Below are 20578 nucleotides of genomic sequence, written 5' to 3' on the forward strand. Positions count from 1 at the left end.
TGAGGATTATCACACATCAAGAGTGATTATGTTCACAGATGGATAAAAGGGGGATGAAGATGAAGATGAAATTGGATTATGGCTCAGGAAGTCAGCCAAAGGAAGGGTTCCTTTCATCAGACTTCTGCGGGGCGCCAAACTATGATTATTTCATACAAGACTATCGAGTCATCGGAGCAAAGGATGGTAGTTTTGACGTCATTCATTGTCGGAACGTGATTCACCATATACCAGAACAAGACCTTCCGATTCTATTCAAAGAATTTGATAGGCTCTTAAAACCAGGGGGGCGTCTCATCATTTCCGAACCGAGGAAAGAATTTCATAAAGAGAATTTGATACTTGATATCATTTGGTACCGATACCTGAAAAATGAACGCAAAATCTCGTTGCCGCTTCACTATGTGGATTGGCGAAAATATGCAAATTTTTTTTCTCAGGTGAATACAAAATACGAGTTCAATAATGAAATTGTAACGTATAAGAAAGTCAAAAAGACATCGACTCAAGAGTATACCATGTGGGATATGGTCTCAGATGCGGTTATAGGTTTACTGACGCATCAATAAGATGAGATATATCAATGTTTAAGGTGTATGAACTGTACAAAGTCTATCCGAACGGATAAAAAAGGGAGATGATTTTCATGGCAAAATCAAAATTTTATGCAGTACGAGTTGGGCACAAACCAGGTATCTATACGTCATGGGCAGAGTGTCAGAAACATATCAATGGATTCAGCGGGGCGCAGTATAAAAGTTTCCCTACACGAGAGGAAGCGGAGTCCTTCTTACAGGGTGAGGTCGTGGTCACATCCAAGGAGAAAAAGAAGGAGAATTATAAGAAAGTGGCAGATGAGGCTGAAACACGAGCAATCGAGCTTTCGAAAGAACCCGGGGTTATCTCGATTTACACGGATGGGAGTCGCAAGCAGAAGCCGAAAGAAGGAGGTCTTGTGTTTGGTTATGGCGTAGCCATTATCGAGAACGGGCAACTTTCAGACAGTTTCGGGAAAGCAGACGACAACGAAGTCTATGCCGTGTATGAGAATGTAGCCGGTGAACTGTTTGGTGCAGTGGAAGCTTTGCGTTTCGTAATGAACAAACGTCCAGGCACGAAGAAGGTTGTCATGTTTTACGATTATGAAGGAATCGGGAAATGGGCGACGAAAGAGTGGAAGGCGAAAAACATCATGACACAACGTTATGTGAAATTCGTGGATGATTTCCGTCAGAGCACAGGAGTAGAACTGGAATTTAATCATGTCAAAGGGCATGTTGGGAACTGCTTCAACGAGCATGTTGATAAAATCGCCGGTGAAGCCATTGACAAATTCTTGGCTCAACTCTCAAAAGGGGGAAAATAAGATGAACATTCTAAAAGAAAAGTTGAATTTGATGTTTGAAAAGAATCAACAACTGGTTGAGAGATATGCTTTGGAGCAGACCTACGACAACTTAAGTCGATTCTTGAAGTCGGAAATCATGGATTCGGGTAAGAAGTTCATGTCCCCCTACGAATATGCAAAACAATGTGGGGAAAGCGTGCCCAATGCGTTGACACTTTTCTTCTATTTGGCATCACAACAGGAAGGCGTATTGAAGATTCGCTATCGTTATACGTGTTCGCACGGAAATGACACCTTTATGTATGAAGATGAACTACAAGATTTCATGTGCGATGAAGATTGTGGATGTGATGAAGCATTTGACCTGAAAGAGATGATTGAAAGCGGTGCAATCGATGTCCCTGTATTCTTCGAACCGCATCCTGAAATCAAGTCTGAAGTCTTCAACACATGATAAGAATAATGGGAAAAAGAGCCGAAAATGGCTCTTTTTATTTTTGACAATAGTCAAAATATGTGATATACTTTATAGGTGAAACGCACTATGAGTCCGTAGATTCCCTCATGAGAGCGGAAGGAGGTATAAATATGAAGTATGTACTGACCATACAGGATGATGAAACGCTAGAACGATTAGAGAAAATGAATATCGTCACATATATAACCAACTTGTCAGTAGACCGCATCGTATTTGTCCGGACAGATATGACGGAAGATGAGTTGTTAGCCATCAAGGGTGTGAAGACATGTCGGGCTTCAAGAGTGGGTAAATTATCTGTTTAGAAAGGGTGAAATCATGAAAGAGTTAATATCTGCTCCCAAAAAGGAAGAACTCACATCGAGAGGATTCAATAAAAACCTTCAAATCGATGTCCAACAAACGAAAGAATCATTGCTGAAACATGGGTTTACCAATCGAGTTCCTGGAAGTTTATACTTCATGCGAATGATTGATGATAATATCTCTTTCAATTTGATTGTCGATGCAAAAACACTGACCATTCGTGACATTGACGTGTTGGATGAGCGCTTTCTTCAAACATTTGACTATCAAGAGCGAATCTTGAATGGGGTTCGGGATAAACACACCCTCTATGTATTCCATGAGGTGAACAAGTTGCTCCAAGCCTTGCAAGACAAAGGTATCTTGACGGGGTTCGAAAAGGGGATGTATGTCTGACAAAGGGTTGGCGTTAGTCTTTTAAACGGATTAGAGAGGGGAGTGGAAGGTTTGGAAGCAAAGACAATGTTGGGTGATTTCCGATGTTTGAAAACTCCGCAAGGAAACATCGAGGTAGACCGATGTGTATATATCAACAATCTCGGCGTATTCTTTTTTAACGGAGATTTCGATGATGACCATTTGGTCTACGAGGCGATTGGGTACGAGAATCCCGTCCTCGTCGGCGAGGAACACTATTTCGTGAGAGACGGACGCTCAAAGAATCGACATGAAGACCTCTATGTGAAAAAAGATGCCGTAATCCGGGCTCCTTTACGAAAATCGTCAGTTGCGGTCGGAGATTCGTGTATCAAATCGAATGATTTGAAAAAGATTGTGGGGATTAGTCTCTCCCAAGGCATCATAGATGGTCAACTCAAGGAAACCCCTTCTGATTGTCAACTAGAATTGCTACAATTACAGGTAGAGCGAACCAAAGTGATTGGCATCACCTATGGCGACCATCTTCTTATTAGTTCAGAAGACTGTCCTTCCGAATGGTTGAAGAGTAGCGAGGTGTATTCTCATAAAGAAGCAATTGACGAGCTGATGTCATCAGTGAAAGAGATGTCACACGAACTGTCAGAGCTCGTCGCAAGAAAAAGTCTCAAATCTGCGAGGTCATGAGTAAGTTCTGAGAAGTTGAAAAGGGAGAGAAACCATATGGATTTAACAATCATTCAATCAGGAGCAAGAGAGTATCAAATCCGCTCATTGTTCAAGGAAGATACGTGGAAAAAGTTCTTCCGACGTTTCCCTGAAATCAGCGAGGTCTCCTTCCTTGGGAACTATGGTACATGGAAAGAGACAATGCCAGGTGTCGAGCGTGGAGACCTTTTGGAGATGTATCTGAAAGTAGATGACCAATTCTTGAAGGAATCTAAGGACGAGGATTGGGTCGAAGTGATTGAAAAAATCTTTACATTTTTCTTAAAGCATCGAACGGAGCCTATCCGTATCGAGGTAAAGATAGAAACGAATTACCTTGATGATTTCTCGGGATGGGTGAAGCGGGAAGATATGGTTTCCCCGACTCATTTCTGGCATAACCGTGGGATACAGGGTTTCTCATCACGGGTTCGGATTTTGAATGGCGATGAATGAGTAGACAAGCGACAGGGCGATGATATCCTGTCGCTCTTTTAATACCCGACGAATAATCCGTGTTGCAACGAACTAACATAAATTGTACTGAAAATAAGGCGTCGCTACCTAATAGGGTTGAAGAGCGAACATCATCAGGATGGAGGACAATATATGTCAAATGTCGAGAAGATAGTGCAAGACCACAAATCGAAGTCGATACAACTCAAAAAGGCAAAACGTAAGGTCAAACAGATGCAGAATGAAAGCGTGTCGGTTCAAAAGCTATACCGAGCGCTTCGTGCGACGGAATCAAGGGAAATCAATCACTTGAATTATCAAAGCTTCAACTATTTCGATGACGAAGGCTATATGAAAGCCGTTGCTCAACGAGAAGCTCGAATTGAACTGTTGAAACAATTGATTCGTAGTACGGGGTGCAATATCTAGCTCTACCAAAAAAAGCCCGAATAAAGGGCTTTTTCTTCACCATATATTTCAAAAACAATCATTGAGAAAAGGAGAGGTCAAGATATGAAAATAGCACAGCTTCAGGAAGAAGTGGAGAAACTCTCCGAAGCACTGGAATGTGTCTTGCCATTGGTGGAGCATAAGGCGTATGAATTGGCGTCAGAGTACCATAGTGGTCAAGTAGATAAATTTGGCGTTCCGTATCTTCACCATGTCGTGTCGGTCGCAAAATCTGTCAAATCAGTCGAGGACAAGGTCGTCGCATTGTTGCACGATATCCTGGAAGATACAACGTGCACACGAGAACAGCTCATCGAGAGCGGTATCCCACCATATCTAGTCGAGTCCATTGAAGCCCTTACCCGCAAAGATGGAGAGAGTTATAAGGAATTTATACTTCGGGTGTCGCTAGACGAGCGGGCAACAAGGGTAAAGCTTGCCGACCTAAAGGACAATCTAGATGAAGATGACGCAAGATACGTAAAAGCTTGTATGTATCTCAATGGAGAGATGCCGAAATCGAAGGTGACAGATTCTTTGAAACAACGTTATCGAGAAGCGATTCGATTGTTGAGTGAGAAACAATCTCTACAGGAGGTGGAATGATGGAGAAGACTTGGAAAAAAGGGAATCTGAGTATCACATACAGTAATCCTCAAATCACATTTCTAGAGAACGTCATCAAAGATGAAGAAGTGACCATGGATGATGTCTTTTATTTTTATTACAATGTCACAGTAAAAAATAAGGAAAAGGTACTCTTCAAGACGTTCGTCGGGACGGCACCGCTCGTTCATCAACTGATAGATGAAATCGACAAGCTCATGTCGAAAGATATGAAGGATGCGCCAATCATTGACCATATCTTTTCAGAACCGGATGACGTCTTTGACCAGTTGTTCGAGCAGGTGAAGCGTTACTGCCGGATTGATATCGACGCTCAAGTGAAGAATGATTACTTCTATCGTCTCGAAAAGTTCTTCACGACAACTAAATCTGAATCAGCAGATGAGAAAAAGTATGAAGAAGAGACGGCATATACGTTGACCATCGGCAATATGTCTGGGAACACGAGTCATTATGATGATGAGACACCGGAATTCGGGGGCGTCGTTGAAATTCGGGGATTGAAAGACGTTGATTTGATGGAATTACGAGACATGGCAAATCTATTCTGTCGAGAGGCGATTGCAAATCATCTCAGAGAGGATGATGCGTGGGAGCCACGTCATCTATCCGATGAAGAATTGACGTCCTATAATGCCGCACTCGACAACTTATCCATTCCGACAGGTATCAATCCATTCGGACAAAGTGGAGGAAGAGGGGCGGGATTTTATGTGATGAAACTCGGAGATAGTCTGAAGACCATCTCTGATTATGAACGGGAGCATTTTAAAAAAAGAAAATCATTCGTAAAAAAAAGACCACTCGATTGAGGGTGGTCTTTTTTGGTAGAACATGGTTCGACAATAAAATCGACATGTTTCACTTCTCCGGACATAGGATAATGAAAATCGAAAAACGAAAGGGGAGATGTTTGATGTATTACCATGTCTCTATGGATACATCTCGCATCGTAGAAGAATTCACCCCTCGTATTCCGAATGAACAAAGTCGTATAGCAGGTGAAGACAGAAATATAGCACGTATTTGTGTCGCCAGAAGTATTGAAGATTGTTTGACCGGATTCCCAGAAGGAGGATATCAACTTCAAGGGAGTCTTCCCGTTCTGATACGGGTCTATGAGTTTGATGCGGAGACGATTGCACCGGAGAATGTGGTGAGAGCTCCTGAATTATTTTTAAAGCAATTGGTGCCGGACGCTTGGGTGACAGGAGAGAATTGGGTCTTGAATCAGTCCATAAAGCCGTCAAGGTCATATTTGATAGAAATCAAGGAAGTCGTCATAGTGGATGCTCCCTACATCACCATCGAGATGTTAGAGGATGCATTGGAAGAGGGGGAAAGCATTGGGGAACTAATGCTCAACCTTGACAAAAGGAGTTCAGCAACGGTAGCGAGAGTAGAAAGCCTACGATACAAGAGATTACCTAGCTAAGCCGCCCACGGGCGGCTTTTATATGTTTCACTTTCCAACGACATTGAAGAATGAGTTTCACCATTTATACATAGAATAAGAGACTAACCATTGTTGGTATAGTCTTACTATTTACTTTAGAGGAGGAATCGTATGATGCAACATGTTAAAGGATTAGAAGCTGTGGTCAAGGAAATCAATGAAAACTTTGAGGTTGCGGATTGGTATGAATTCGGGAAGCTCGATGTCCAGTACATGTCTCAAAATGCATTGTTTCTTGCAGGATTAAAATATGGAAACTATGAAGTGGACTTTACGGTCAATGGGGATTGCCGCTTTGAGCATGATGGCGAAACCTATCAGACGGATAAAGATTTGACGGAAAAAGTCGAGAACTTGATGCGTATTGGAAAGATTGAATACATCAACAACAACTGGTTCGAGCTTTTCTTTAATGGAGGCGAGAGCTATGAAGTATGCGATGAGTTCTATGGATTACCATCCGTACTGCATATGAAACAGTATTTAGTGAGTCATATCGCACAGCAGATGCGCGATTCAGGCGACCTACAGAACGCATCAGAGTTGGAGGGGTTCCGCTTCATCGGTGGCAGGTTGAAGCCTACTTTCCACGGAAATTTGAATCAAGGTTTTGATGTTGTCAAAAAAGCATTGAAAAAAGCAAATTTGGAGTCTGAGGTCGTGTTTATCGAGAAAGAAATTCTTGAAGGCAATATGATTGGTTACTTTGTGGGTGCCATGTATTACTCAAAGAACGATGAAGCGATTGCATTGATTGAAGATTCATTCGTTGGTTGGTTATGCGACTAAACGTTGTCGTGAAAAGAGAGGTGACACTCTCTTTTTTATTTTTCCATGTGATGCATACCATATAAAAAGGACAAGCTATGGTGTGTCAGAAGACACTCATTTCACTAAGGAGGAATTAATCATGCATTTGATTGAACAGCTACAATGTCGAACAGAAAATACGTATAAGCCTTTTGAATATACGGCACTTCATCTTGGTATGCATGACGAATGTATCGCCAATCTGGAGTACGGAAAATTCGCCATCTATTGGGACGTCTATTTGGATGGGCAAATCACATCGATACACAATCCTACGAATATGGAGCATGTAGATATTTTAAAGGATAAAGAACTAGTCAAACTGATTCGAGAGACTGAAAAAAACGGTCAGGAGCTAGGCGGAATCTATAACTGGGTTCAGAAGCCGATGATATCTCCTGTATTCTGCAACAATGAAGGTGATTACTCTTCTTCATCTCAACATTGGAGACCGGACTATCTACGCTCAGCATTTTGGTGCAAGATACAATCTATCAAGATGATGAAAGATGCATTTGCAACATTGCCACTTTATCAGAAGGACAGACTCACAGAAGATGACCTTCGATTCATCGAAGCGTTGAAGTGTATCCATGGTGTATCTATCTTGCTGAACGACGAGGTGATGTCGAATGATTCGAACAAAGAAGCATTCAAAGAAGAACTGGCTCGAAAAGTTTTTTTAAAAGACGGCATCTTCGACTCATTGAAATATATCGATTGTGAGATTTCGGACGGGGTGTGCAATGTGATATGGGAGGCGACGACTGAGAGTACATCCAACAAGGTAGAAGAATGGATTCTCTCAGATTACAAGCGAGCCGGTGATACGTTTTGAATAAGTATCCTGTACACTTTTCGGAGAGATACGAGACTGGAAAATATGCAATTGAGTATATGACCTGTGTGGATGACAAGGCTTTGGCTGAGTTGAACGTCGGAGAGACAAAGATAAAACTCATCGCAAGGGGGAAAGGTGAAATCAAGTATAGGGGACGCCTGTATTCGAATGAGGAAGAGTTGACTGACGATATGAGAAGACATATCGCAGACGGTTCAGATGATGTGGAAATCATTCGTCTCACCAAGTTCTATTTTGTTTATCAGGGCATGGAACAGCGAAACAACTTGATATACTACTTTTCAGACCTGCTCCCCCCAAAGGAGAAAATGGAGAGTGTACTCGTGATGTTGATGCGTAGTTGGGTGAGCACGCTCATGTCGGAGGGGCTTACTGGAGAGAAGGAACTCGAATTCATGGAAGCTCCTTGTCGGTATTGCATCGTTAGAGGCATGAATGCTCGTTTAGAGCCTGACCTAGTGGTGGAACATCTTCTATTGAAATTTGTGGAGAACGAGGAAACATTCATGTTTACGGACGATTTCTTCATCGGTTCGGAAGAAGACATTCATGGAGTCCGATGGCTGACGATTGCTTTCACAAGTTCAAACAGCAATGTTCAAAATATAGTTCGAAGAGCAACAATTGAATATGGAAAGGAAATGATTTAGAGGAGAGGAGGTTCGCTCCTCTTTTTATTTTGACTATATTCAAAATTAGTGAGATACTAAAAGAAAAAAGAGGTGGTACGGATGGTATTTGAGGTGTCAAAAGATGTTCATCCTTTGATTGATAAGTTGGGGGCGGAGCTATACCTTCAACAATGGGTGTCAGAACGGACGGAACTTTTTGAGGATGTGTCGAGTATCGAACTATCTTTCAATGAAAATCCTAGCAAGATGAAGCTTGTAGTGGAAGGGGAACGTGCTGAAGAGATTGGAACGGAACTCCTATCGATTCTGCCAGTTTCCATTCTATTGCCGTTCTAAATGGGAGAGCTATATGAGAAACAAGAAAAGACGGTATAAGCACCGTCTTTTTTTTTATTTACGCATCTCTTTTAGCACGGGGTAGGTTCGTCTCATCGAATATTTATCATGAATCCCTAGTTGCTTGGAGAGTTCATCCTCTACTCCACCTTTGGACACGGATTCCTTCACAAATGTATTTCGAAGCAATTGAGGAGTCAATGGCGTTTTTAGGTGGAGGAAGCCCTCGTAGCGTTGAAAGATGTAATGGATAGTCCGGCGGTTCAGTCGCTTATTCCGCATCGACACGAACAATGCGTCGTGGTGCCACCCCATCAAAATCTTCCGCTCACCACGTAATTCAAGATAACGTCTGATGATGACGTCAGGAATCGATTGGAGTGACAGATAAATAGGGTCTTCATCTTCCCTAAGGATGCGTACTTGTCTGTTTTCCATCGAGATGTCTTTGAGGTTTAACGCCAAGAGTTCCCCTGTCTTTATACCATTCTTTATAAAGAGAAGAGCCATAAATTGATTTCGAACCTTCTGAAATTCATCTTCACTGTGTACTTCCATCGAATCAAGGAGAGCACTTTGAAGGGATTTGCTTAGAAACGGCAATTCTTTATCTGGTGTCTTCCCAATCTCGATGCCGTAAGTGATATCCGTCTTTATTAACTTCTTCTCGATGAAAAGGAATCGGGAAAAAGAACGGATGGAAGAAAGCTTTCGACGCTGACTCTTCTCGGAGTTTTTGAATCGTTGATGGACTTCTTTCCCATTTAGCCGTTGGTATACCTTTTCGTGCTCAGAAAGAAAAGAAAATAAGAAATCTTCTACATCTTGAGAGGACAATTCTTCAAAGACAATGGATGAATCGCCTGTTTCTTTACGTTTCTCTTCTAAATAGTCAACGAACAAGCCAATGTCCTTAATATATTCCAGGACAGTTTGCGGCTTTTTGGTTTCGGACAACCAGAATGCATATTCGCTGATGACAGGTGGCAGTGATTGAAGCCGAGTACGAGTGCGATGGGTGACGGTCAGACGTTCCACTTTTTCCATGCTGTTCACCATCCTTTGCTCAATTATACCAAATAGTTTGTTTTTTCAGAAGTCTTTTGTCAAATTAAATTGACAAATCAACCGTATTGGCACATAATAGAATTATCAAGAAGGGGCAATGCCAACTCGATGACAACTTAGAGGAACTTCACCAAGACGAAGCGGCAAACCTTTCTTGAATGACCCCGAAATAATATGACGTGATTCGATATAAACAATAGTAGATGAAAGGTGTGAGTGATGATGGAGATGTTAATAGTCGGAGGTGTCGTCGTTGCCGTGATTCTAGGGCTCGTGAAGAACGTTTTTGGATTTGTGATAGATAAACTTACCCCTCTTGCAATTCTTGGTGCTGTCTTTCTCATATTTGGTTTCTTGTATGGGGGAGCAGATATGATTTTCAATCCGACAGAGTCGGAGTGGACATCCTTGATAGATGTCTTGTTCGGGGATGGTTCAGGTGAGCGGGTCGTCGATGGATTCTTGCAAATCGTGAGAGGTTCTTACGAGATTATAGTCCGGGATTAAGGGGGAGCTTTCGCTCCTCTTATTTTTTTCGATTTTTTTCAAAAACATTATATTTTTATTTGACTATAGTCAAAATAGATACTATACTAAGGTTAGAAAGTTCCTCCTGGTTAATCGAGGGACGACAAAATCATATCAAGCACGGTTGGTGAAAGATATGACTTTGGTCAAAATACGGATGTTTGATATCTCCCCGATAACACGTCCATGAAACCTGCTATACCCGCTCCATTTAAAAAGGAGCCTAAGAAGCGGCTGGTCCCCGCTTCTTTCTTTTATACAACAACGTCGATAAGATAAAGGGGTTTGAACAGATATGCGAAAAAAGAATGGTCAAAAAGATACGAATAAGAATGGAAAAAAAACAGGGAAGTTGAAGGGGCTAATCGGTCGCTTCAAGAAAAAGAAGCCTACAGGCGTCAGAGGCAAAAGTAAAAAGTCATCAAAGGGACGTTGGATTCAAATCATTGGGTTCATGTTGCCGGTGTTGCTTATTTTCGGGAACGAACTCTATAAAATGGAGAACAAGCCGGATGAGATTACCTATAACGAGTTTATGGCTCAAGTAAAGGAAGAAAAGGTTGAAAAGGCAAGCATCAATAAAGGGAAGGGTATTGTCGTCTACAAAACCACAAAGGGTGATTATCACGAGACGACCTATCCTGATTACGATACATTCACAAAAGAAATGTTGGAACAAGGTGTAGATGTTTCATTCAAACATTCGTTGACCATGTCAACCTTCATGACGATTGCATTCCCATTTATCTTCATTCTCGCTATCTATCTACAAATGCGTGGTATGAAAGGGAAGAATACGGCGAAAAAAGTAGGAGATGATATTGAAACACCGGATGTGACGTTCGAGGACGTGGCGGGATATGCAGAAGTGAAAGATTCTGTTCGAAATCTAGTCTCATTCTTGAAAGAACCGGACAAATACCTTGATAGTGGTGCACGTATGCCGAAAGGGATGATTCTTTATGGAGACCCTGGGACAGGTAAGACGTTGATGGCTAAAGCCATTGCAGGAGAAGCGGGAGTACCTTTCTATTCGACAAATGGTAGTGACTTCATTGAGTTGTACGTTGGGATGGGGGCACGCCGTATCCGAAAAGCTTTCGAGGAAGCACGAGACAACGCTCCATGTATCTTGTTTATCGATGAAATCGATGCCATCGGAGGAAAGCGAAATAACTCACGTACAGATTCGGAAGATACGAAGGCGCTGAACGCTTTGCTTTCACAGATGGATGGGTTTGACGAGGAAGATGGAGTCTTGGTCATCGCCACGACAAACCGACTTGATGTTCTAGACCCTGCGTTGATTCGTCCAGGACGTTTCGATATGCATGTGAAGGTTCCGGTTCCTCAGACACCAGAGGAGCGATTAGAAATCATCCATGTCCATACTAAAAACAAAACCTTCGCTGAAGATGTTGATTTCAAGGCGTTGTCAAAACAATGGATTGGATTCAGTGGGGCAGATATCGAGAGTATCATCAACTCTGCAACCATCATCGCTGTTGACAATGGAAAAGACAAGGTCGATATGGCTTCGTTGAACGAAGCGTTTGACCGGAAAGTCTTGAAGGGGCATTTCAAGAAGGATGCACAAAAGAATCGTAGTAAGGATGTCTTGAATCTGGTTGCTTATCACGAGGCAGGACATGCAGTCCTTGGGAAATTGCTTGAGACAGGAAATTCCGTTAGTCGAGTAACAATTCTCCCTTCCACGACGGGAGCGGGTGGGGTCACATTCTTCTCTCCGAACAAGATGGGTCTTCATACGATTCAAGAGTTGGAGAACGAAGTCAAGGTATTATACGCAGGACGGGTAGCCGAACTCTTGCTATATGGAGACCAAAAACGTGTGACGACTGGTGCAAGTGCGGACATCGAACAGGCAACGGCTAAGATTAAACAAATGATTTCAGCTTACGGTATGACGCAAGGGGTAGGGATGGTCAACCTAGAGGAGTTAGGAGTGGATAAGGATATCCTTATGAAAGAGGCACTTCTATTGTCTACCCGATTATACCGAGAAACAGAGCATTTGATGAGAGGTCACTGGAATACAGTTGTCTGCGTTGCAGAGGCATTACTGGAACGTGAGACAATTTCAGAAGACGAACTGGATGAGTTGATGAAAGCTTCTAAAGCTTCCTCAAATGATTTAGAGCTACCGGATGAGCTGTCTCGTGAATTGGTAGATTTAGGGGCAATTTCCTAAGTAATGAGACTAAGGCGAAGGGTGTGCAGGATTCTTGCACACCTTTTTCTTTCTTGTGGTGGGATTCGAGCGGCGATAGTAGTTTAAACTCTAAACAATTTATTAAAGCAACATTATTGACGAGGACAGAATAGTCATTAAAATTGTATGGGATTGATAAAGGGTGAGTTTTGAAGGCGGTATGAGCTATGAATCATTATCCGCTCCATGCATAACATAAGGCATCAACTATAAACGAGGTGAGCAATCATGAACGACCAACTTCATGTGGTCTCCAACTCAATTATGGATGCTTTGTTTCATGCTCATCGAGTGGAGCATCATGAAACCATCCAACACACGCTACGTTGTGTTCAATTGATTGGAGACTTCGGCTCTTATTTAGAGTTAAACGATGAGGACATCGATATTTTAAAGCAAGGGGCGCTGTTTCACGATATCGGTAAGTTTTACGTGCCTGCAGATACGCTATATGCGGAAAGACCATTGACTGATGATGAGTTCACATTGGTGAAGAGACATCCTGTGTTGGGAAATCTGGAGGGAATCAACCCTATCGTCCGTGCGATGAAAGAACAGCACCATGAACATCTGGACGGGAGTGGTTATCCAAGCCGGTTGTTGGGACATCAAATCCATCCCTTTGCCCAAATTTTGACGATTGTCGATGTGTACGACGCACTACAGAGCGTAAGAAGCTACAAAGTTGCTTGGACAGAAGAAGAGATTTTTGAAGAGATGTCTCGCTACCGAGGTCTTCGTTACAACAGCATTTATCTAGACAGTTTCTTTGATTTTATCGAGGAGAAAAAACGAAAGAGACCTTAAATGGTCTCTTTTTTGATGTGGAAATCCGAAAGCGTCATGAAGTGGGTCTCTATCCAACCAGGTGAAGACGTCGATTCTTGAACGTTATGTATTCTAGTGGAGATGGGGGAGGTTGTCTCGATGTGCCGTAAGACCTTCGTTCGATATCCGCCTGTTCGACAATGAAGCGATTCATCGATTTCTTCATAAATAATCAACGTAATGTCCGTGTCCCTTGATTCTTGAATGAAATACTGTTCCCATTCCATGGCGGAAATCAAATAATAGAACAACTCACATTCAACATTCTGAAGGGAGTATGCTTGTCCCGAAAGCGTTCGAATCTTCATTTCATAGAAACCTCGAAGGGCATCGTGCCATTCGCTTTCAAGTCTACTGGGAATCGTGAAGTGCGGTGGCTTCATATCTATTCCCTCATGAACAAATCCCACGGGCTCTCCGTCGAAATATATGGTGGCTGATAAGAGGCGCTCTCCAATATTCTTTGAACACATGGACAACTCTCTGAACTCGAACCCATAAACACTGGGCACGGATACTCCCCCTTTTTCCTATTTCCAATTTTTCTAGTATCAGTATAATTGTTTTAACTCCCTCACGTAAATAATAAGATAATATTGTTCAAAAAAGGAAATAAGGGAGGGAGAGGATTTGACATTAACATTCATCGGGGTCGTATCGATTGCTTTCATCTTCGGGGTGATGCTATATGGCGCCTTGAAACCGCTCAAAGTGTTCAAGTACCGATTGTTCTACAGTGTCGTATTTGGCTTTCTTTTTGTGAACCCTATCGGGGGATTGGTAGAAAAGTGGGGGGAACAGAATCAGTATCGGCTTGAAGAGGAGGTCAAGAAAGTCTTCATTCAGCAAAAAGATGAGGACTTGATTTCAAGAATCATAAGTGAAGACAAGGGAGTGCGTATCTCCTATTCGACAAATGACGAAGACATCTTCGTGAAAAACAACAATATGCGTGAGATTGATATGGTTGGAAAGGAAACGACATCATATCTATCGATTTACAAGCGATACAATCCCACTAAGTACCCGTATCTCGTCCCGTTCATAAAGAATGATGAGTATTATGTGTTTTATCGAAGTAAGTCATAAGTGAAACGAATATTTTAGAGAATCATGACTATCATAGATGAGACGAATAAAAACAGGAAAGCATTGCTTTTGATAGAAGGAGTAGATTGACATGAGTGAATTGGCTAAATTAGTGATTGCGAAAGGTCTTGCAGAGCGTAAGACGAAATAACGAACAAGACCCCATAAAGGGTCTTTTTTTATGGACAAATTCACATTCGACAAGAAGTCGGGTATCCTTAAAGAAAGAAAATATGGAAAGGGAGTGTTCTGATGTCAACAGGAAGCCCAGAACCTTATATATTGAACATCAATGGGGCTCGGTTGGATATTCGTCCCTATTTCTTTGTGGCGTTGTCTAGTGATGTGCGGAGCCGAAAGTACATTCAGGATAAATACAACAAGCATAAATGGACGTATTTCTCTCGTTATCAAAAGAGTGTCTATAAAGACCACCCACTACTTAACTGCTATCCTTATGAGGTAGAGAAATCCATACGCATGGTGATTGGAATATTTGAAGAGAGTGAAGAAACCGGTAAAGATGATGTGTTGATGTCTATCATCAAGTTCGCCTTCAATGACCTCTATCGTTTCATCGAGAGAAATAAAGGATTTGACGAGGAGACCTATAAGAATCGATACAGAAACCGCACGAAGGCAGATATGATGAATGCGCATATCTATATCCACTCCATGTATGTCGCCATGTTCATTTGTTTTAAAAAGAAGGCAAATATGGGGATTGATATGGATACAGCGTTAGCGATGATAGGGATGAACGATACACCGAACACGCCGGATGAACGAGTGCGAATGTGGAACGAAAACGAAAATTTCGTTCAAGAAAAGGTCGAAATCCTAAAGGAACAACATTATCTTGATTCATTTAAACCAGGAACATCTATTTGGGAAATGTACGCTCAAGAACGAAAAACAGTCGAAGAAGCTCTAAGTAAGAACCCGGATGCGACCAGTGACTTTTCCGAGCAGGTCAAATTACGGGTGCACAATATGATTTTCTATGGAGACGTGCTTGAAGCCGTAGGGATTGACCCGATTGAGCTTCAGATGAAACCTGTGAGCGAAGTAGAGATGCGGAATGTTCTTGTCGAATTCACCCGAATGGTGGATGAATACCCGGACTGTGGTCTCAACTTCAATCAGGCATTTCCGGCTATCTACTATATTAGGCAATTGGCTCAAATGTACAATCACTTGAAGTATGAGTTACTGGATACTTCAGAGGAAGAAAAGTTTGTTGTAGTCCTGGACAAACAGCGAGCGATACAGCACAAAGAGTCTGAGTTGAAACGTTTAGAAGAGAAACTTCATAAACGAGAAGAGTTGTTAAAACAGAAGTTGATTGCCGCAGAAGAACAGGTCAAAGAATTGACCCGTCAGAACAAGGTGCTCGAAGCTCAACTCAGTGAACTGAAACCTCTTCAAAAAGAGGTCGCCGGTATTCGAACGATGCTGTATCAGAATGAGCAGACATCTAGATACAAAGAGGTGCCGATTGTAGAAAAACGTGAACAAATTCGGGACGACCGTGTCGTGTTCTTTGGGGGACACCCGAACTGGATACAAAAAATGAAGGAAGAGTTCCCGAACTCCCGCTTCATCGATGTGGATGATATAAACCGAAAACTCTCATTCATCGCAAGCTTTGATATTGTCTGTATCAATGCGGACTATTTCAATCATGGTTTCTATGAGAAATTGATGAGAGAAGTCGCCAAGCATTCCATCAAACTGGTTTACCTACAAGGCTCGACCAATCCGGAAAGGGTCGTTGAGACAATATATGAACGAATCAAAGAATAGGATTTCCTATTCTTTTTTTTTGCCTAATAATTTGACAATAGTCAAAAACGTGGTATGATTAAAATACAAATTTGTCTGAAGTTTCAGTATACACAAATGGAGGCGATTGCATTGAATTGGTATATAGAATTGTTAATTTCTTTAGCGTTGTGGTTGGCGTTATTTCCGCTAATCGAACGGGTCATCAAATCGCATGGGAAGAAGGAGGTCTTGACGAAGGATGGATACGCCATCACATTGGATGAATACTTCAAAAAACTAGCAATCGGACGAAGCGATGTTCGTGACAATTTATTCACTAGTGAATTTGCACTCACCTTCCTACTCATTCCTGTTTTTCTATTAGGGTATGCCGTCGTGGTGTTACTCGACGGTCTCTTTAATATTGGGTATCTCAGCACTCTGTATTCGTTCGGGGTGATGCTATGGGTATATGTAACAGACTATAAGCAGGTAAAGAAAAATATAGAAAGAGAGACTCGTAAGGTGTCCAATATCCGCTTGACGGTATGCACGGACAATGGAAGTCCTATCAAGTATATACCGAGTCCCTTAGATTACGAATATGCTCTTTCAGAACTAGATACCGCTCAGCACAAGTTGAAGAAACTGCATGACAAGCTTGAAATGAGTGAGCTTCGCCTTCAAAAGGAATATGATTTGGGTGATTTAGATAGTGCCCAGAAAGAGAAACAGAAAATTAAGTTCTTAAAGGAGCAAATTATCAGCAGAACCCATGACGTCATTATGGCGAATAAAGAAGTCGAATTGGAATTATCCGATGAGATGCCGGAACGTTTCGCACATATCTTGTCTAGAAAACAGAATGGTGAGCAACTTATTCCAAAAACCGTCGTGCCTCATCACATCCGTGTCTTGCAGAACATCGCCGAAGACACGACGTTACCGCAAGAGATGCGAGAAGAAGCGAAAGAGACACTCGATAATGTGATGAGCGAGGATTTGAAGCGCCAGGAGGACGAGCGCTTGAACGATGTGCGTGTCGAGTTGGAGCTTGCCAAGAAACTGATTAAATAAATCATGAGTGGAAAGGGAGAGGTTATATGCTAGGACTATTAGGGGAGACGTTGGATGAATACTTTTATGGCGTAGTTTTCGGGGGACTATTCATATCTTACTGTGCCTTCTTTGTATTTCTCATCCCTACTTATGTAAAAAAATATGTGACAGAACAAGGTTTTTCTCTCAATTATGTTGAAGTCTCGGCACTCTCGGATGTAGGAGGTGAGGTTCATGAAGAAGTAGCCGCATTCTTGATGATTCCTCTACTTCCATTCATCTTCTCTTCGGTTGTGGGGCTATCGGTGCAAGAATCGATGGGGATTGAGAATTTTTCGGTTTGTATGCATTTCTTTTCAAATTTAATTACCATCATTATCGTTTATTTGGTGAGCAATGGTCACCGAAATTGGGTTGAACAACAAGCCAAAGAAATCACACTTATCACACCCGAGGATTATCAACATTTCGGTCGATTCATAAAAGTAAAAAGAATCAAGACGATAGACATTCGCATTGATTTATACGAAAAAGCTTCAAGTCGATTTCTCAAAAAGAAGCAAAAAGTCGAAAAAGTCAAGAATATCCTTATGGACATGGATATCGAAAAAGACTGTGAGAAAATTGAAGAATTGACCAAAAAGCTAGTGAAGGCTGAGAAAAAACTTTTAGAGTCGGAGAAATCTTTAAAATTCTACCGACGCAAGTTGAAATCATCATTCACCGACAAGATGCCAGAGGAATTGGCACACATCTTCAAGCGAAGCAATAAGTGTACTTGCAGAGTATGTGCTTAATAAGAATAAAGAAATATGATGTTGAAGGGGGAAAATAAATGCTTGAATGGGTGCCGAATACGATAATGAATGAGGTTGCCATAAAGGTTGCCATTTGTGGGTTTCTCATGACTCTAATGAATACCGTAGTCATGTACTCGATGACGTACTCACTGAAAAAATATCGGACATGGCAGGGATTCGAATTGTCCTACGATGACGTGAAGCGATTTACAAATGCCAATACGTCTAGATTGGATTTGTTGCAACCGTTTTTTGCTTTAACAGTGCATAGCATTCTACTCCCATCCGCCGTCGTGTTGTACACCGTATTCATGCAATTCGATAGTGTTCCTCTCACCGTTATCATAGTTGGATTTATCCATCTTCTGATTGTAAACGGTACATGTAGGGAGACCCGAGATTACCAAAAAAATATTGAAGAGATGGCAGAAGTTTTGACTTTCGTCACACCGAAGGAATATCAAGTCTTCGGGCGCTTCGTGAAGCCGGATAGCGTCTTGTATTTGAAAGAAAAATTGAAAGAAGTTCAGGATGCTCATTTGTTATATCGTGAATATCAAACGAAGCTTCAAGGACCAAATCGGTCAAGGCTCATGCTTCAAGAGCTTTATGAGGTTGAAAGCAAATTTCAAAAGGTGGAGCAAGCGTTCATTGAAGCTCAAAATGAATTGCGAAATTCCCTGACGGACAGCATACCAAGTTTGACCGCTTCGATTCTCAAGCAAAAAGTGTGTAAGGAATGTTTCGACGCTTCTAGCCAAGACGACACGCTAACGATGGATGGAGAAGTAGAAACTCCACCCCCGCCGCACTTTGTGACGGTTCTTACGCAAATTCATGAGAATGAGGACGTGCCGGCAGAACTGCGAGAAGAAGCTGAGGCATATCTTGATGCTTGGAAAAAGTCATTAGATGAGAAAGAACGACAACGATTCATAAATGACGTCAAAACAGACCTTTCTGTTGCAAGACAGGAGTTAAACCAAAAAGGCATATCACTTTAATGAATGATGCGCCTGTTGTTATCTTGGCAATCCTATCGCATAGGATAGAGTATCACATGAATCAGGGATTCCGTGAATAATGATGAAAAAGGGGCGGTCTTATGTTGGACACATGGTTGCACGAGAAGACAGCAATTACTGGATTGAGCGCAGATGAATTTGAGAAGAAGGTGCGATTGCTTTCGGATGAGCAAGAATATGGTCACGAGTGCAAAATCGAATTCAATGCAGACACAGGGGCGTATGGCATCGAGTTGCCATACCGAGACAGTGCGAACTATCGGATTGATACTGCCCTGTTCCTCGACATAGAAGGAACGGTTTGGGTTGCGGAGCCAGAATGGAACGAAGACGAAGATGAAGAACAAGTCTATTTCTGGCAGTCTATCTACGCCGCATTCGATACGGAGATGCCTGTCAGTCCGTCTGAAGGCTGATGTTGTGAGAGGCGAAGATTCGCCTCTCTTTTTTAACAATTGAACAGGAAATAGGAGATGGTCATATGAAGAAGGATTTGTTTGGAAATCGAATGAAGGGTTACGAGAACGCCTTTCGTCATCACCTTCCGGAGCGGATGCCGGTCATCATCCGGATTGATGGTTCGCATTTTCATACGTACACGAAAGGGTTGGAGAAGCCGTTCGATGATAAGCTCATCCATGCTTTTTGGGAGACGTGCAAGTACCTGGTGAAGCATATCGGTGGCGCAAAGCTTGCGTATCACCAGTCAGACGAAATCAGCATTCTCGTCACGAATTATGACAAGGTCGGGACGCAGAGTTGGTTTGCCAACAACCTGCAGAAGTTGGTGTCGGTCAGTGCGTCATTGGCTACGGCTAAATTCAATGAAGAGATGCGAAAGGTCTATCCCGACAAGGAGTTGGCAACATTCGATGCACGTGCCTATGTCGTCCCGAAAGAAGATGTGAATAACTACTTCCTTTGGAGAGAACGTGATGCGATGAAGAACAGCGTCTCGATGTTGGCGCAACAACATTTCTCGCACTCATCCCTGCAAGGATTGAATGGGAAAGAGATGCAAGAAAGACTCTTGAATGAGAAAGGTGTCTCCTATTCGGCATTGCCGATGCATTACCAACGGGGAGCTGTCATCAAGAAAGAATCCTATCCGGACACGATTGAGAATGAGCGAATCGGGAAGATGGAGGTCATCAGAAACCGTTGGGCAGTCGATAACAATATCCCTGTATTCAGTGAGGATACCAACTATATCGAACAATTCGTTTATTTGGAGCACGCTGAAAGAGAAACGGCGAGTTTAGACTAATGAGAGGCGCATTGTATGAGAGGTTCACTTACGTGAGCCTCTTTCTGTTCAGATAAAATACGTGTTT

The 20578-nt window shown here is 42.2% G+C and carries 27 protein-coding genes; 25 read left to right on the forward strand and 2 right to left on the reverse strand.

Annotated elements, in window-relative coordinates; all coding sequences use genetic code 11:
* Positions 1-59: 59 nt before the first annotated feature.
* From KNO61_RS12825 to KNO61_RS12895, 15 genes are all read left to right on the forward strand, one after another.
* Positions 60-569: a class I SAM-dependent methyltransferase gene (locus tag KNO61_RS12825; RefSeq protein WP_251030839.1), complete on the forward strand. Its 510-nt coding sequence runs from the start codon at positions 60-62 to the stop codon at positions 567-569.
* 77 nt (positions 570-646) lie between these two features.
* Positions 647-1366, forward strand: coding sequence for a ribonuclease H1 domain-containing protein (locus KNO61_RS12830; protein WP_214688175.1), 720 nt, complete (start codon positions 647-649; stop codon positions 1364-1366).
* 1 nt (position 1367) lies between these two features.
* Complete coding sequence (locus KNO61_RS12835; protein ID WP_214688174.1) at positions 1368-1802, forward strand: hypothetical protein; 435 nt, start codon at positions 1368-1370, stop codon at positions 1800-1802.
* 134 nt (positions 1803-1936) lie between these two features.
* Entirely contained in the window at positions 1937-2131 is a 195-nt protein-coding gene (locus KNO61_RS12840) for a hypothetical protein (protein WP_214688173.1), read from the forward strand.
* Positions 2132-2144: 13 nt separating this feature from the next.
* Positions 2145-2528 carry a hypothetical protein gene (locus tag KNO61_RS12845; RefSeq protein WP_214688172.1) on the forward strand — a complete coding sequence of 128 codons (384 nt, stop codon included), beginning with the start codon at positions 2145-2147 and terminating at the stop codon, positions 2526-2528.
* Positions 2529-2579: 51 nt separating this feature from the next.
* Positions 2580-3197, forward strand: coding sequence for a hypothetical protein (locus KNO61_RS12850; protein ID WP_214688171.1), 618 nt, complete (start codon positions 2580-2582; stop codon positions 3195-3197).
* Positions 3198-3233: 36 nt separating this feature from the next.
* A complete protein-coding gene (locus tag KNO61_RS12855) occupies positions 3234-3674 on the forward strand; it encodes a hypothetical protein (RefSeq protein ID WP_214688169.1) in 441 nt (146 codons plus the stop codon).
* 153 nt (positions 3675-3827) lie between these two features.
* Positions 3828-4103, forward strand: coding sequence for a hypothetical protein (locus KNO61_RS12860; RefSeq protein WP_214688167.1), 276 nt, complete (start codon positions 3828-3830; stop codon positions 4101-4103).
* An 84-nt stretch (positions 4104-4187) separates the two neighbouring features.
* Positions 4188-4730 (forward strand): HD domain-containing protein, encoded by a 543-nt coding sequence (locus KNO61_RS12865; protein ID WP_214688166.1) that lies wholly within the window; start codon positions 4188-4190, stop codon positions 4728-4730.
* On the forward strand, positions 4730-5563 hold the full coding sequence (locus tag KNO61_RS12870) for a hypothetical protein (RefSeq protein WP_214688164.1): 834 nt from the start codon (positions 4730-4732) through the stop codon (positions 5561-5563). The genes KNO61_RS12865 and KNO61_RS12870 overlap by 1 nt, the downstream gene beginning before the upstream one ends.
* Before the next feature lie 104 nt (positions 5564-5667).
* Entirely contained in the window at positions 5668-6186 is a 519-nt protein-coding gene (locus KNO61_RS12875; protein WP_214688162.1) for a hypothetical protein, read from the forward strand.
* A gap of 135 nt (positions 6187-6321) precedes the next feature.
* Positions 6322-6996, forward strand: coding sequence for a hypothetical protein (locus KNO61_RS12880; RefSeq protein ID WP_214688160.1), 675 nt, complete (start codon positions 6322-6324; stop codon positions 6994-6996).
* A gap of 121 nt (positions 6997-7117) precedes the next feature.
* Positions 7118-7855 carry a hypothetical protein gene (locus tag KNO61_RS12885; RefSeq protein ID WP_214688157.1) on the forward strand — a complete coding sequence of 246 codons (738 nt, stop codon included), beginning with the start codon at positions 7118-7120 and terminating at the stop codon, positions 7853-7855.
* A gap of 83 nt (positions 7856-7938) precedes the next feature.
* Entirely contained in the window at positions 7939-8529 is a 591-nt protein-coding gene (locus KNO61_RS12890) for a hypothetical protein (protein WP_214688156.1), read from the forward strand.
* A gap of 81 nt (positions 8530-8610) precedes the next feature.
* Positions 8611-8847, forward strand: coding sequence for a hypothetical protein (locus tag KNO61_RS12895; protein WP_214688155.1), 237 nt, complete (start codon positions 8611-8613; stop codon positions 8845-8847).
* A 54-nt stretch (positions 8848-8901) separates the two neighbouring features.
* Here KNO61_RS12895 and KNO61_RS12900 read toward each other — a convergent pair whose 3' ends face one another.
* Positions 8902-9894 carry a tyrosine-type recombinase/integrase gene (locus KNO61_RS12900; RefSeq protein WP_214688154.1) on the reverse strand — a complete coding sequence of 331 codons (993 nt, stop codon included), beginning with the start codon at positions 9892-9894 and terminating at the stop codon, positions 8902-8904.
* 243 nt (positions 9895-10137) lie between these two features.
* Here KNO61_RS12900 and KNO61_RS12905 point away from each other — a divergent pair, with 243 nt between their 5' ends.
* The 3 genes from KNO61_RS12905 to KNO61_RS12915 all read left to right on the forward strand — a co-directional run bounded on the left by KNO61_RS12905 (position 10138) and on the right by KNO61_RS12915 (position 13483).
* Positions 10138-10422: a hypothetical protein gene (locus KNO61_RS12905; protein WP_214688153.1), complete on the forward strand. Its 285-nt coding sequence runs from the start codon at positions 10138-10140 to the stop codon at positions 10420-10422.
* A 316-nt stretch (positions 10423-10738) separates the two neighbouring features.
* Positions 10739-12655 carry an ATP-dependent metallopeptidase FtsH/Yme1/Tma family protein gene (locus KNO61_RS12910; protein ID WP_214688152.1) on the forward strand — a complete coding sequence of 639 codons (1917 nt, stop codon included), beginning with the start codon at positions 10739-10741 and terminating at the stop codon, positions 12653-12655.
* A 249-nt stretch (positions 12656-12904) separates the two neighbouring features.
* The gene (locus tag KNO61_RS12915) at positions 12905-13483 is read left to right on the forward strand and encodes an HD-GYP domain-containing protein (protein WP_214688151.1); all 579 of its coding nucleotides are present in this window, start codon (positions 12905-12907) and stop codon (positions 13481-13483) included.
* Here the strand turns inward: KNO61_RS12915 and KNO61_RS12920 are convergent.
* The gene (locus KNO61_RS12920; RefSeq protein ID WP_214688149.1) at positions 13480-13887 is read right to left on the reverse strand and encodes a hypothetical protein; all 408 of its coding nucleotides are present in this window, start codon (positions 13885-13887) and stop codon (positions 13480-13482) included. The genes KNO61_RS12915 and KNO61_RS12920 overlap by 4 nt on opposite strands.
* Positions 13888-14134: 247 nt before the next feature.
* On the opposite strand from KNO61_RS12920, the gene KNO61_RS12925 reads away from it, so the two are divergent.
* The 7 genes from KNO61_RS12925 (at position 14135) to KNO61_RS12955 (ending at position 20511) form a co-directional block, all read left to right on the forward strand.
* On the forward strand, positions 14135-14593 hold the full coding sequence (locus KNO61_RS12925) for a hypothetical protein (RefSeq protein WP_214688147.1): 459 nt from the start codon (positions 14135-14137) through the stop codon (positions 14591-14593).
* Positions 14594-14845: 252 nt separating this feature from the next.
* A complete protein-coding gene (locus KNO61_RS12930; RefSeq protein WP_214688144.1) occupies positions 14846-16399 on the forward strand; it encodes a hypothetical protein in 1554 nt (517 codons plus the stop codon).
* 111 nt (positions 16400-16510) lie between these two features.
* Positions 16511-17437: a hypothetical protein gene (locus KNO61_RS12935; RefSeq protein ID WP_214688142.1), complete on the forward strand. Its 927-nt coding sequence runs from the start codon at positions 16511-16513 to the stop codon at positions 17435-17437.
* A 26-nt stretch (positions 17438-17463) separates the two neighbouring features.
* Complete coding sequence (locus tag KNO61_RS12940) at positions 17464-18216, forward strand: DUF4315 family protein (RefSeq protein ID WP_214688140.1); 753 nt, start codon at positions 17464-17466, stop codon at positions 18214-18216.
* Positions 18217-18254: 38 nt separating this feature from the next.
* Complete coding sequence (locus KNO61_RS12945) at positions 18255-19223, forward strand: hypothetical protein (RefSeq protein WP_214688138.1); 969 nt, start codon at positions 18255-18257, stop codon at positions 19221-19223.
* A 101-nt stretch (positions 19224-19324) separates the two neighbouring features.
* A complete protein-coding gene (locus KNO61_RS12950) occupies positions 19325-19660 on the forward strand; it encodes a hypothetical protein (protein WP_214688128.1) in 336 nt (111 codons plus the stop codon).
* 65 nt (positions 19661-19725) lie between these two features.
* Complete coding sequence (locus tag KNO61_RS12955; protein ID WP_214688127.1) at positions 19726-20511, forward strand: tRNA(His) guanylyltransferase Thg1 family protein; 786 nt, start codon at positions 19726-19728, stop codon at positions 20509-20511.
* Positions 20512-20578: the final 67 nt, after the last annotated feature.

Origin of the sequence: Exiguobacterium sp. s140 (genome assembly GCF_018617035.1) — a bacterium.
Classification (GTDB): domain Bacteria; phylum Bacillota; class Bacilli; order Exiguobacteriales; family Exiguobacteriaceae; genus Exiguobacterium; species Exiguobacterium profundum.

What these genes read in the sequence shown, in the direction of transcription:
- KNO61_RS12825 (WP_251030839.1), top strand. Translation starts at nt 60, where the DNA reads ATGAAGATGAAATTGGATTATGGCTCAGGAAGTCAGCCAAAGGAAGGG.
- KNO61_RS12830 (WP_214688175.1), top strand. Translation starts at nt 647, where the DNA reads ATGGCAAAATCAAAATTTTATGCAGTACGAGTTGGGCACAAACCAGGT.
- KNO61_RS12835 (WP_214688174.1), top strand. Translation starts at nt 1,368, where the DNA reads ATGAACATTCTAAAAGAAAAGTTGAATTTGATGTTTGAAAAGAATCAA.
- KNO61_RS12840 (WP_214688173.1), top strand. Translation starts at nt 1,937, where the DNA reads ATGAAGTATGTACTGACCATACAGGATGATGAAACGCTAGAACGATTA.
- KNO61_RS12845 (WP_214688172.1), top strand. Translation starts at nt 2,145, where the DNA reads ATGAAAGAGTTAATATCTGCTCCCAAAAAGGAAGAACTCACATCGAGA.
- KNO61_RS12855 (WP_214688169.1), top strand. Translation starts at nt 3,234, where the DNA reads ATGGATTTAACAATCATTCAATCAGGAGCAAGAGAGTATCAAATCCGC.
- KNO61_RS12860 (WP_214688167.1), top strand. Translation starts at nt 3,828, where the DNA reads ATGTCAAATGTCGAGAAGATAGTGCAAGACCACAAATCGAAGTCGATA.
- KNO61_RS12865 (WP_214688166.1), top strand. Translation starts at nt 4,188, where the DNA reads ATGAAAATAGCACAGCTTCAGGAAGAAGTGGAGAAACTCTCCGAAGCA.
- KNO61_RS12870 (WP_214688164.1), top strand. Translation starts at nt 4,730, where the DNA reads ATGGAGAAGACTTGGAAAAAAGGGAATCTGAGTATCACATACAGTAAT.
- KNO61_RS12875 (WP_214688162.1), top strand. Translation starts at nt 5,668, where the DNA reads ATGTATTACCATGTCTCTATGGATACATCTCGCATCGTAGAAGAATTC.
- KNO61_RS12880 (WP_214688160.1), top strand. Translation starts at nt 6,322, where the DNA reads ATGCAACATGTTAAAGGATTAGAAGCTGTGGTCAAGGAAATCAATGAA.
- KNO61_RS12885 (WP_214688157.1), top strand. Translation starts at nt 7,118, where the DNA reads ATGCATTTGATTGAACAGCTACAATGTCGAACAGAAAATACGTATAAG.
- KNO61_RS12895 (WP_214688155.1), top strand. Translation starts at nt 8,611, where the DNA reads ATGGTATTTGAGGTGTCAAAAGATGTTCATCCTTTGATTGATAAGTTG.
- KNO61_RS12900 (WP_214688154.1), bottom strand. Translation starts at nt 9,894, where the DNA reads ATGGAAAAAGTGGAACGTCTGACCGTCACCCATCGCACTCGTACTCGG.
- KNO61_RS12905 (WP_214688153.1), top strand. Translation starts at nt 10,138, where the DNA reads ATGGAGATGTTAATAGTCGGAGGTGTCGTCGTTGCCGTGATTCTAGGG.
- KNO61_RS12910 (WP_214688152.1), top strand. Translation starts at nt 10,739, where the DNA reads ATGCGAAAAAAGAATGGTCAAAAAGATACGAATAAGAATGGAAAAAAA.
- KNO61_RS12915 (WP_214688151.1), top strand. Translation starts at nt 12,905, where the DNA reads ATGAACGACCAACTTCATGTGGTCTCCAACTCAATTATGGATGCTTTG.
- KNO61_RS12920 (WP_214688149.1), bottom strand. Translation starts at nt 13,887, where the DNA reads ATGAAGCCACCGCACTTCACGATTCCCAGTAGACTTGAAAGCGAATGG.
- KNO61_RS12930 (WP_214688144.1), top strand. Translation starts at nt 14,846, where the DNA reads ATGTCAACAGGAAGCCCAGAACCTTATATATTGAACATCAATGGGGCT.
- KNO61_RS12940 (WP_214688140.1), top strand. Translation starts at nt 17,464, where the DNA reads ATGCTAGGACTATTAGGGGAGACGTTGGATGAATACTTTTATGGCGTA.
- KNO61_RS12945 (WP_214688138.1), top strand. Translation starts at nt 18,255, where the DNA reads ATGCTTGAATGGGTGCCGAATACGATAATGAATGAGGTTGCCATAAAG.
- KNO61_RS12950 (WP_214688128.1), top strand. Translation starts at nt 19,325, where the DNA reads ATGTTGGACACATGGTTGCACGAGAAGACAGCAATTACTGGATTGAGC.
- KNO61_RS12955 (WP_214688127.1), top strand. Translation starts at nt 19,726, where the DNA reads ATGAAGAAGGATTTGTTTGGAAATCGAATGAAGGGTTACGAGAACGCC.